This window comes from Pseudomonas fluorescens, from assembly GCF_000730425.1.
In the GTDB taxonomy this organism is placed as follows: domain Bacteria; phylum Pseudomonadota; class Gammaproteobacteria; order Pseudomonadales; family Pseudomonadaceae; genus Aquipseudomonas; species Aquipseudomonas fluorescens_X.
In genome coordinates this window covers 6,013,267-6,026,295 of record NZ_CP008896.1, presented here as the reverse complement: position 1 = coordinate 6,026,295, position 13,029 = coordinate 6,013,267, and the positions used below count along the sequence as shown (strand labels likewise).

Annotated in this window: 1 protein-coding gene; it reads right to left on the bottom strand. The window is 65.0% G+C overall.

The genetic code is table 11. The features are described 5' to 3' along the window. Positions 1-33: 33 nt before the first annotated feature. Positions 34-12,978, bottom strand: a complete 12,945-nt coding sequence (locus tag HZ99_RS27125) for a non-ribosomal peptide synthetase (RefSeq protein ID WP_038447644.1) — start codon at positions 12,976-12,978, stop codon at positions 34-36. Between the last annotated feature and the right edge of the window lie 51 nt (positions 12,979-13,029).

Sequence of the window (13,029 nt, the reverse complement as noted above, 5' to 3'; positions counted from 1 at the left end):
CCCGAATCGCTTCGGGGGGAATAACCGCCAGCCTTAAAGCCCCTCCAGCTCCGCCATCAGATCACTCAGCCGATCCGCCGTCCCGGCACTGATTTGCTTGGCCGCCAGGCCCTCGATGTACGCCGCCAGCTCTGCCACCGTACTGCATTCGAACATCGCCCGTAATGGCACCTCCCGTTGCAGGGTTTTCTGCACCCGCGAGGCGATCTGCGTGGCCAGCAACGAGTGCCCGCCCAGCTCGAAGAAGTTGTCCAGCACGCCCACCTGCTCGACCTTGAGCACCTCGGCCCAGATCGTGGCCAGGGTCTGCTCCAGTTCGCTGCGCGGCGCCAGGTAGTCCTGGCTGTGCAATTGGCCGATCTCCAGGGCCGGCAAGGCCTTGCGGTCGAGTTTGCCGTTGGCGTTCAAGGGCAGGCGCTCCAGCCATAACCAATGCAGCGGTACCATGTATTCCGGCAGTTCGCTGCGCAGGCGTTGCTTGATGCGGTCCAGGCGCTCGCCGGGTTCAAGGCTCCCGTCAGTTGCCACCAGGTAACCCACCAGGTGCTTGCCATTGACGCCTTCCTGCACACCGACGGCGGCATAGCGGACCTCGGGCTGCTCATGCAGACGCGCCTCGATTTCACCCAGTTCGATGCGATAGCCACGAATCTTCACCTGATGGTCGATACGCCCGACGTACTCCAGCACCCCATCGCTGCGCCGCCGTGCCAGGTCACCGGTGCGATACAGACGCTCCCCGGGTGCGCCAAATGGATCCGGCACAAATACCTGGGCGGTGCGCAGCGGATCGCTGACATACCCACGCCCGACCCCGGTACCGGTCACGCACAACTCGCCCACCGCACCTTGCGGCACCAACTCCAGCGCGCCATCGAGCAGGTACAAACGGTTGTTATCCGTCGGTGTCCCAATCGGCAGGTAGGTGCCACGGGTCGAGGCCAGGTCGACACGGAAGAACGCCACGTCATCCGAGCACTCCGCCGGGCCGTAGGCGTTGACCAAGCCGATAGCCGGGTAACGCAACAGCCATTGATGCGCCAGTTCCGGCGGCATCGCCTCACCCGTCGGCAGCATCCAGCGCAGGCCCTCCAGGCTGATGCGCTCCTGGGCGAGCATGCCCTGGATCAGTGACGGTACGCTTTCCAGCACGGTGATGCCCTGGGCCTGCACATGCGCCAGCAAACCCTGCGGGTCATGGGCAATGGTGTTGGGCACAATATCCACTCGCGCACCGAACAGCAGCGCGGCGAGGAACTGCCACACGGAAATATCAAAACTCTGCGAGGCCGTCTGGGCGATCACATCCTGCTCGCTCAGTTGCAGGTACGGCACCTTGCTCAGTTGGTTGTTGAGCATGCCACGCTGTTCGACCATCACGCCCTTGGGCAAACCGGTGGAGCCGGAGGTGTAGATCACATAGGCGAGGTTGTCCGGGGCACTGTAGATCCCCGGGTTGGTGTGCGCACCCGCGACCTCTTCCCACACCAGCAACTTGGGCTGCGCGCCACAGGCAAACTCTGCGAGCAATGCCTGTGCCTGTTCGCGGCAGGCCTCGGTACACACCAGCATTGGCGTGCGGCTCAAGTCAATAATCCGGCTCAGGCGCTGGGTCGGCAGCCCTGGATCCAGCGGCAGGTAACCCGCACCGGCCTTGAAGCTGCCGATAATCATCCCCAGCAGATCCAGGCCACGCTCGGCCAGCAGCGCCACCGGTTGATCCAGGCCGACACCCGCCGCGACCAGCGCATGGCCCAGGCGGTTGCTGTGCTGGTTCAGCTCGGCATAGGTCCATCGCAGGTCCTGGCAACTGGCGGCAATGCGCTGCGGATGCTGCGCCACTTGCGCCTCGAACAGTTCGACGTAGCTGCGTTCCAGCGGGTAGTCATGAGCGCTTTGGTTGCAACCGTCCACCAGGAATTCACGCTCCTGCTCGCCCATCAGCGGCAGGTCGGCCATGTCGCCATGAAAGCCCTGCACCAGCGCCAGCAGCAAGCGCTTGAACTCAGCGAGCATGCCTTGCACGGTGGTCTCATCGAAATAACGCTGGTCGTAGGACAGGTGCAGGCCCAGGTCATCGCCCGGGTAGCACACGGCTGTCAGTGGGAAGTTGGTGTGGGTGCGGCCCGAGTCCGAGGTGGCATTCAGGCTTTGTGCGCGGTCCAGTACCGAGACTTCCACCGGGGCGTTTTCAAATACGAACAGGCTGTCGAACAGTGGCTGGCCCTTGGGCAGTTCGCTGTGCTCCTGGATCGTCACCAGCGGCAGGTACTCGTATTCGCGCAGTTGCATATTGCTGTCGAGCAAGGTGCTCAACCACTGGCGCACGCTGCACGGCTGATCGTCCTCAGGCACCTTGACCCGCAGGGCGATGCTGTTGATAAACAGGCCGACCGTGCGCTGCATCTGCGGCATGTCCACCGGGCGCCCGGCCACGGTGACGCCGAACAACACGTCACGCTCGCCGCTCAAGCGCCGCAGCACCAAGGCCCACGCCGCCTGGGCGAAGGTGTTCACGGTCAACTGATGAGCCTGGGCCAGCTCACGCAATTGCGCGCCGTCACGTACATCCAGGCGGGTGTAGCAATCACCCACCACCATGCCGCCGCTATGGCCGGCGTGTTCGCGCATGAATGGCCGGTCGCTCGGAATGGGCGTGGTGCGCTCAAAGCCTTGCAGGTTCTGTTGCCACCACTGCCGCGCCTCGGCCAGGTTCTGGCGTTGCAACCAGGCGATATAGTCGCGATAGCGTGGCGGCGCTGCCAACTGCGCCTCGCGGCCTTCACCCAGGGCCATGTAGATATCGAAGAAGTCATTCATCAGCAACGAGCGGCACCAGGCATCGATCAGGATGTGGTGATTGCTCATCATGAACCAGTAGCGGGCTTCGCCGACGCGGATCAGGCGCAGGTGGAACGGCGCCTGGTTGAGCAGATCGAAGCCGGCCTCGCGCTCGCTTTTGAGCAGGGCTTGCAGGCGCGGCTCCTGTTGCTCGGCCGGGGTGCCGGTCCAGTCCAGGTATTCGATGGGCGTGCTGCCGGGCTTGTGGATCACCTGCAACATCGCTTCGCCGACATTCCAGCAGAACGACGCACGCAGCGCCTCATGCCGGGCGATCACAGCTTTCCAGGCCAGGGCAAAGCGCTCCGGGTTGAGCTCGCTGTTGATGCGGTAGCGGTCCTGCATGTAGTACAGACCGGTGCCCGGCTCCAGCAGGGTGTGCAACAGCAAACCCTCCTGCATCGGTGTCAGCGGGTACACGTCCTCGATGGCACTGGCCGGCACCGGCAACCCATCCAGCTGCGCCTGGGTCAAGTGCGCCAGCGGGAAGTCGGACGGCGTCAGGCCACCGGCGTCGTCGCGCAGGCAGTGGGCGATCAGGCTTTGCAACTCGCCCAGGTAGGCCTCGGCCAGTTCGCTGATGCTCTGCTGGTCGTGGCGCTCGCGGCTGAAGGTCCAGCGCAGCACCAATTCGCCGCCGTACACCTGGCTGTCCACACTCAGGGCGTTGGGCAGCGGCGCATCCGGATCATGGGCCGGGCCGGCGGACGCTTCCAGTGGGTGGAACAGCGCCTGGCTATCAAAGCTCTGGTCGAACTGCCCCAGGTAATTGAAGGTAATCGAAGCGCTCGGCAACGCGGCCATGGCCTGGCGACAGGTGCTGTCGGCCAGGTAACGCAGCACACCGTAGCCCAGGCCCTTGTGGGGCACCGCGCGCAGTTGCTCCTTGATCGCCTTGATCGACGCGCCCTGCCCGCTGGCCTCCTCGACCTGCAGCGGGGTCAGGCGCAGCGGGTACGCGCTGGTGAACCAACCGACACTGCGGGTCAGGTCGATCTCATCGAACAGGGTTTCGCGGCCATGGCCTTCCAACTGGATCAGGGTCGAGGCATGCCCGCTCCAACGGCACAGCACGCGGGCCAGTGCGGTCAGCAACAAGTCGTTGACCTGGGTGCGGTAGGCACTCGGTGCCTGTTGCAGCAGTTGGCGGGTGCGCTCGGCATCCAGGCGCACGCTGACCGTCTCGGCGTCACGATTGCGCAGGCTACCGTGCGCGCGGTCCACCGGCAGTTCAACCGCCGGGCCGGCCAACTGTTGCTGCCACAGGCCCAGTTCTTCACGCAGGGATTCGCTGCTGGCATAGGCCTGCAAGCGGGTGGCCCAATCACGCAAGGCACTGGTCTTGGCCGGCAGGCTGATGGCCTGGCCCTCACTCAATTGGCGGTAGACGTTTTGCAGGTCTTCGAGCAATACGCGCCAGGACACGCCATCCACCGCCAAGTGATGAATCGCGATCAGCAAGCGTTGCTGCCCCACCGGCCCGTCCACCAGCAAGGCGCGCAGCAGCGGGCCGTGTTCCAGGTCGAGGCTGCGCTGGGCATCGGCGAACAGCGCCTCGCACTGCTGCATATCCGTCACCTGGGCCAGCCACAACACGCCGCCTTCCGGCACCGCCAGATGCTCGGCGTGCCATTGTGCACCGCGCTGGGTGAAGCCCAGGCGCAAGGCGTCGTGGTGTTCCAGCACAGCCAGCAGGGCCTGCTCAAGACGGCGCGGGTCCAGGGCCCGCACCGGCGCCAGCACCAAGGCCTGGTTCCAGTGATGACGCGCCGGGATCTCGCTGTCAAAGAACCAGTGTTGGATCGGCGTCATGCCCGAGGGGCCGGTCAGCACACCCTGCTCGGCAATGATCTGCTCACTGCGCGTGGCCACCGCCGCCAGGGCCTGCACGGTCTGGTGCTGGAACAGGTCGCGTGGGCTGAAGTGTATCCCCGCCTGCCGTGCCCGGCTGACCACCTGGATCGACAGGATCGAATCGCCGCCCAGCTCGAAGAAGTTGTCGTGCAGCCCGACCTGCTGCACATTGAGCACCGCACACCAGATCGCGGCAAGGCTCAGCTCCAGTTCATTGTTCGGCGCCACGTACGCTTGCCGATTGGTCTCGGGGTCCGGCTGCGGCAAGGCACGGCGGTCGAGCTTGCCGTTGGCGGTCAGCGGCATGCTGTCGAGCACCATCAAGTGCGCCGGCACCATGTAGTCCGGCAGTTGCGCCTTCAGGTGCGTCTTGAGCGCCTCGCGCAACGTTGCGTGATCACTGGCATCGCTGACCAGGTACGCCGCCAATTGCTTGCCGCTCGGCGCATCCAGGGCCAGGACCACGGCCTCACGTACCGCCTCATGCTCCAGCAGGCGGGTTTCGATCTCGCCCAGTTCAATGCGAAAGCCACGGATTTTCACCTGGTGGTCGATCCGCCCCAGGTACTCCACCAGGCCATCGGCGCGTTGGCGCACCAGGTCGCCAGTGCGATAGAGGCGCCCGCCATCGGCATAAGGGTCGGCCACAAAACGTTCGGCGGTCATGCCCGGACGCTGGTGATAACCCTGGGCCAGGCCGGCGCCGCCCACGTACAGCTCGCCGGTGGCACCTTGGGGCACCAGCGCCAGGTCGGCATCCAGAATATAGGCAACCCGTGCGCCGATGATGCGGCCGATCGGCACGCTGCCGGCGCCCTCCTCCAGCACCTCGGGGGCCAGGCTGGCCAGCGGCATGACCACCGTTTCGGTCGGCCCATAGGCATTGAAAAACAGCGCCGGCTGGAACGCCGCGCGGATGCGCTGCAGGTGTTCACCGGTCAGGGCTTCACCACCCGTGATGCACATGCGCACCGGCAAGGTCTGGTTTTGCGTGGCGAGCCATTGCGCCAACTGGCTGCCATAGCTTGGGGTAAAGCCGAGAACATTGATGCGATGCTCACGGATCAGCCCGCAGATTTCTTCGGCATCCCATTGGCCCTGGGCACGCAAGACCACGTGCGCACCGCAGAGCAGCGGCACCAGCAGGCGCTCGGTGGCGGCGTCGAAGTTGATCGAATAAAAATGCAGTTCGCAATCGTCTGCGCGCATGCCAAAGCGCTCGATCACCGCCTGGCAATGCATGGCGATTTCACCGTGGGATACCACCACGCCCTTGGGCTTGCCGGTGGAGCCGGAGGTGTAGATCAGGTACGCCTGATGCTGCGCCAGGCTGATCGCCGGCAGGTCGCTGGCCGGATAGTTGGCGAGCACCGGCAGGTCATCTTCCAGGCACCAGCCACTGACACTGGCGGGTAACTCACCGAGGGCGTCGAACATCGCCGCATCACTGAGCAACAGGCCAATGCCGCTGTCTTCGATCATGTAGTGCAGGCGGTCCAGCGGGTATTCGGGGTCAAGCGGCACATAGGCGCCACCGGCCTTGAGGATCGCCAGCAGGCCGATGACCATTTCCAGGGAGCGTGGCAGCGCCAGGCCGACCCGCACCTGCGGGCCCACTCCACGCTCGCGCAGCATCCAGGCCAGGCGGTTGGCGCGGCTGTCCAGTTCGCGGTAGCTCAGGGTCTGGCCGGCAAAGGTCAGCGCCGGGGCATCGCCACGGGCCTCGACCTGCTGGCTGAACAGATGATGGATGCACTGGTCGAGCCGGTGCTCGCCGGCCTCGATCCCGAGGCTGTCTTGCAGGGCACGCTGCTCATCGATCTGCAGCAACGCCAGCTCACTCAAACGCTGTTGCGGATCGGTGATCAGCGCCTCCAGCAGGTTGCACCAATGTGTGGCCATGCGTGCAATGCGCGGCTCGTCGAACAGATCCGTGCTGTAGGTCAGGCAGCAACCCAGGCGATGATCGAGGTCGGTGACTTCCAGGTTGAGGTCGAATTTGGTGGCACGCGCGTCGTTGGCCAGGTACTCGACGGTCATCCCGGCCAGTTGCCGGCTTTGCTGGAACTCCCAGCGCTGCACGTTGCACATCACCTGGAACAACGGGTTATACGCGGCACTGCGCGGCGGTTGCAGGGCTTCCACCAGGTGATCGAACGGCAGGTCCTGATGGGACTGGCCCTCGATCACCGTGTGGCGCACCTGCTCAAACAGCTCAGCGACGCGCATCTGCCCGTCGAGCTGGCAACGCAAGACCTGGGTGTTGAGGAAGGCACCGATCAGCCCTTCGCTTTCCGGGCGGATACGGTTGGCCACCGGCGCACCGATACGCAGGTCGGTCTGGCCGCTGTAGCGGTAGAGCAGCGTTGCCAGGGTCGCGGTCATGGTCATGAACAGGGTCAGGCCATGCTCGGCATTGAAGGCGCGAACCTTGGCGGCCAGTTCATCGTCAAGGTCAAAACGGTACAACTCGCCCTGGTGGCTTTGCACCGCCGGGCGTGGGCGGTCGCCGGGCAACTCCAGCAGCGGGTGCTCGTTGCCCAATTGCGTGGTCCAGTAGTCGAGCTGGCGCTGGCGTTCGCCGGCCTCCAGCCATTGGCGCTGCCATACGCTGTAGTCCAGGTACTGCACCGGCAACGGTTCGAGGGGCGATTCGCGCTCATCGATAAAGGCTTCATACAGCGCGCTGAGTTCACGGGCAAAGATGTCCATGGCCCAGCCTTCAGTGACGATATGGTGCAGGGTCAACACCAGGTAGTGCTCCTGGTCGCCGGCCTTGACCAGACAGGCGCGCAACAACGGCCCGGTCTCCAGATTGAAGGGGCTGTGCGCTTCCTGGTCGGCCAGTTGCTGCAAGCGCTGTTGGCGCTCAGCCTCGTTCAGGGCCGAAAAGTCCTGCCAGCCCATGCGCACGTTGCTTTGCGCGGCGACCTTCTGCCAGGCCACGCCATCGACACTCGGGAAAGTGGTGCGCAACGTTTCGTGGCGCATGATCAAAGCTTGCAACGCCGCCTCGAAACGCCCCACATCCAGTACCCCACGCAAGCGCGCCATGCCGCCGACGTTATAGGCCGGGCTGTCCGGTTCCATTTGCCAGAGGAACCACATGCGTTGCTGGGAATAGGACAGCGGCACCGGCTGGCGGCGATCGACCTTGCCAATCGCAGTCTGCTGGTTACGCTGGCCGCTGGCCTGGATCAACCGCACTTGTTCGGCAAAAGCCCCCAGTTCGCTGGCTTCGAACAAGGTGCGCAGCGGCAGTTCCACATCACAGGCCTGGCGGGTACGGGAGATGATTTGCGTGGCCAGCAGCGAGTGACCGCCCAAGGCGAAGAAGTCATCGCGCAGGCCGATACGTGGCAGGCCCAACACCGTGCGCCAGATCCCGGCGATTTGTTGTTCCAGTGCGGTTTGCGGCTCCACATGCTCACGCGCCTGCCACACCGGTTCCGGCAAGGCACGACGATCCACCTTGCCGCTGGGGCTCAGCGGCATGGCGTCGAGGCGTATCAGTTGCGCCGGCACCATGTACTCCGGTAACTCGGCGGCCAGGGCGGCTTTCACGTCCTGCTCAGCCAGCTCGCCGCTGGCGGTGTAGTAACCGATCAACTGCGCACCGCCGGCGGTGTCGCGGATCAGCACCACCGCCTGGGCAATACCATCTTGGGCCAGCAGCCGCGCCTCGATTTCTTCCGGTTCGACACGAAAGCCGCGTAGCTTGACCTGCTGGTCCAGGCGCCCGAGGTATTCCAGCACGCCATCGGCAGCCCAGCGCACGCGGTCGCCGGTGCGGTACAGGCGTGCGCCGGCCGCGCCCAGTGGGTCGGCCACAAAACGTTCGGCCGTAAGCCCCGCACGCCCCAGATAACCGCGGGCCAGGCCAATCCCTCCGATGCACAGCTCGCCCGGCACACCCGCCGGCAGCAGGTTGAATTGCTCGTCCAGCACCCGGCAAATCACATTGCCCAGTGGCCGGCCAATCGGCGAGCGTTCGCCATCTGCATTCTGGCAGTGCCAATGGGTGACGTTGATCGCGGTTTCGGTGGGCCCATAACGGTTGTGCAGTTGCACCGCAGGCAACTGCGCCAGGACCCGATTGCGCAATTCGGCGGGCAAGGCTTCGCCACCGGAGAACACCCGGCGCAGGCTGGTGCATTCGGCCGCCAGCGGTTCATCGACAAACAGCTGCAACAGTGGCGGCACAAAATGCAGGGTAGTCACGCCATGTGCCTGCACCAGTTGTGCAATACGATGGGGGTCACGATGCTCGCCGGGGCCTGCCAGTACCAGACGGCAACCGGTAATCAACGGCCAGAAGCATTCCCACACCGACACGTCGAAACTGATCGGTGCCTTTTGCATCAGCACATCGCTTTCGTCCAGTTGGTAGGTGGCCTGCATCCACTGCAGACGCTCCGCCAGTGCGCCATGGGTATTGCCCACGCCCTTGGGCTGGCCGGTAGAGCCCGAGGTGTAGATCACATAGGCGAGGTTGTCGCCATGGAGGTGCAGGCCCGGTGCCTGGGTCGGCCAGCTGTCGAGCTTGAGGCTGTCCATGGCGATCACCGACACGCCTTCGGCCACCGGCAACTGCGCCAGCAGAGGGGTCTGGGTCAGCAGCAATTGCGCGCCGCTGTCGGCCAGCATGTAGGCCAGGCGATCCGTCGGGTAGTCCGGGTCCAATGGCACATAGGCGCCCCCGGCCTTGAGGATCGCCAGCAAGCCGATCAGCAGTTGCGGCGAGCGCTCGGCGGCAATCGCCACGCACACGTCCGGGCCGACGCCCTTGTCACGCAGGTAATGGGCCAGGCGGTTGGCCTGGGTGTGCAGTTGGGCATAGCTCAGGCTGCCGTCCTGCCAGATCAGGGCGGTACGCTCGTCGCCATGCTGGTTGAGCTGCTCCGGCACCAGCTGTTGCGCCGACGCGCACGGCGCCTCGCTCCAGTGGCGTTGCTGGGTGTGCTCGTCGGCCTGTAGCAGCACAAGATCGCCCACCGCCTGGTGCGGCTGCGCACAGACCGCCTGCAGCAGGTTGATGAAATGCGTGGCCAGGCGCGCGATGGTGTCGGTGTCGAACAGCTCGTCGGCATAGTCGAACGACAGGCCCAGGCGCCCGTTGCGGTCTTCTTCACTGTGCAGTTGCAGGTCGAACTTGGCTTCGCGGCTGTGCCATGGCAGCTCTTCGGCAAGCAGGCCCGGCAAGCGGCGCAAGGCACTCAGGTCGCGTTGCTGGTGGTTGAACATCACCTGGAACAAGCCTTGTTCCCGGGCTTGGGGGCGGGCTTCCAATAACTGCTCGAAGGGCACGTCCTGATGGGCCTGGGCCTCGGTGGCCGCCAGACGGGTCGCCGCCAGCAACTCGCTGAATGGCAGGCGCGCATCCACTTCGGCGCGCATCACCAGGGTATTGATAAAGAAGCCGATCAGCCCCTGGGTTTCCTGGCGCCCACGGTTGGCATTGGGCACGCCGATACGAATATCGCGCTGGCCGCTGTAGCGGTGCAGCAGGCTCTGGAACACCGCCAGCAACAGCACAAACGTCGTGGTCTGGTGGGCCTGGGCGGTCTGGCGGATAGCTGCGCCGAGGCTCGCGTCCAGGCGCACGCTGTAGCGCGACGCGCTGTGCCGTTGCTGGGCCGAGCGCGGGTGGTCGGTGGCCAGGCTCAGGGTGGGATGTTCATCACCCAGTTGTTGCTGCCAATAAGCCAATTGGCGCTGGCCTTCGCCTTCGGCCAGCCATTGACGCTGCCAGCTGCCGTAGTCGGCGTATTGCACGGCCAGGGCCGGCAACTCAATGGCCTGGCCCTGGGACGCGGCGGCGTAGAGGCGCGAGAATTCGTCGATCAGTACGTTCAGCGACCAGCCGTCGGCGATGATGTGGTGCAAGGTCACCAGCAACTGGTGATCCTCATCGTCCAGACGCACTAGCGTGACCCACAGCAGCGGGCCCTGCTCCAGGTCGAACTGGGTACGCGCCTCATCCTCGCGGATCTGTGCGGCGCGGGCTTCACGCTCGGCCACGGGCAAGTCGCGCAGGTCGATGACTTGCACGGCAAATTCACGCTGGGCATCGACACGCTGGTAGCCTTGGCCGTCGCGCTCATAGAAACGCGTACGCAGCGCTTCGTGGCGCTGGATCAGTTGCGCAAAGCTTGCCTGCAGCGCGTCTTCATCCAGCTCGCCCCGCAGGCGCAATGCTCCGGGGATGGTGTAGGCGCTACTCTGCGGGTCCAGTTGCCAGGTGATCCACAGGCGGTTTTGCGCCAGGGATTGCGGCATCTCCTGCTGGCGTGACAAGGCGCTGATTGCGCCCTGGGCCACGCCACCGTCCCGCTGCAACTGGCCGACACTGGCGGCGAAATCAGCCAGCACCGGCGCCTCGAACAACAGGCGCAGATTGAGTTCCAGGCCCAGGGTCTCGCGCAGGCGGGCGATCACCTGGGTGGCGCTGATGGAGTTGCCGCCGAGCAAGAAGAAGTGATCGTCGGCAGCCACCTGTGGCACTTGCAACTGCTCGCACCAGATCGCGGCGATCTGCTGTTGCAGCCCCGACGCCAAGGCGCCCTCACCGGCCTGCACGGCCTGATCGGGGAACTGCGCGTAGCTGTCGAGGCTGCCATCGGCCAGGCGAGTGCGGCAGGCCGAACGCTGGACCTTGCCACTGGAGGTTTTCGGCAGCGCGCCGGGATTGAGCAGCACCACCACGCACGGCGCCTCTTGATAGGCCTCGGCCACCGCCTGGCGGATGGCTTTGATCAGGGCTTCGGGCGGCAGGATCTTCTGCACGCTGCGGCTGATTTCTGCGGCGATGCCAATCCCTTCCAGGCCTTGGTCATTCACCGCAAACGCCGCGACACGACCCTTGCGCACCACTTCCACTTCGCGCTCGACGGTTTGTTCGATGTCCTGCGGGTACAGGTTGTGGCCGCGCACGATCAACAGGTCTTTCAGGCGCCCGGTGATAAACACCTCGCCGTCGCACATAAAGCCCAGGTCACCGGTGCGCAGCCAGGTGCGACCGGCGTGCTGCACGAACGTCTTGGCGGTGGCTTCGGGGTTGCGCCAGTAACCATGGGCAATGCTCGGGCCGCTGGCCCAGATTTCGCCGACGCAATTGTCGGCCAGTTCGGCCAGGGTATGGGGCTCGATAATCAGCACCCCGTGCTCGGGCTGGCTGGTGCCGCAGCTCATGATCGCACTGCCCTGCCCAGGCTCCGCCCGGTTGGCGGCCAGCGCCTGTTCGTCCAGGCGCAAGGCCGGGATGCCCTGGCCGCGAGTGCCACCGGCGACAAACAGAGTCGCCTCGGCCAGGCCATAGGAGGCAAAGAAGTTGTTCGGGGTAAAGCCGCAGCGGGCGAATTTCTCGGCGAAGCGCTCCAGGGTGTCCAGGCGGATCGGCTCGGAACCGGAATAGGCCACGCGCCAATGGCTCAGGTCGAGGCGTTCCAGGGCCGAGTCGCTGACCCGCTCGCTGCACAGGCGGTAGGCGAAGTCCGGGCCACCGCTGATGGTGCCGCGGTATTGGCTGATCGCTTCCAGCCAGCGCAACGGCCGGCCGAGGAAGTAGGCCGGTGACATCAACACACACGGCACACCACTGAAGATCGGTTGCAGCAGGCCGCCGATCAGGCCCATGTCGTGGTACAGCGGCAGCCAGCTGACAATCACGTCATCCGGGTTCAGGTCGATGCCGAAGCCGCGACGGATCAACAGTTCATTGGCCACCAGGTTGCCGTGGGTGACTTGCACGCCTTTGGGCAAAGCCGTGGAGCCGGAGGTGTATTGCAGGAAGGCGATATCGTCGGCCTGCAGGTTTGGCGCGATCCAGCCGGCAGCAACATCCGTATGCAGCTCATCCACGCAGAGCAGGGGCGGCGCTTCTTCGATCTGACCCAGGGCGTCGCGCAAACCACTGCTGGTCAGCAACAGCCTTGGCTCGGCATCGGCGATGATCGACAGCAACCGCTCCTGGTGATGGCGACGGGTGGACTCCGGCGGATAAGCCGGCACCGCAATCACCCCGGCATACAGGCAGCCAAAGAACGCCGCGACATAATCCGGGCCGCTGGGGAACAGCAGCACCGCGCGCTCGCCGGGCTCGACCGAGGCCTGCAAGGCGGCGGCGATGGTGCGGGCGCGCAGGTCCAGGTCGCGGTAGCTGAGCACCACGGTGTCGTCGGCGGACTCAGCCAGAAAACGCAGGGCCACCTGGTCCGGGGTCTGCGCGGCACGGCGCTGGAGAGACTGGACCAGAGTGCGGGGAAGTTCGAAGGCGTCCATCATGAGGGGTTCCTGCCTGAAATCGGCTTGCGGGGAAATCGGGGATAGAGGGCG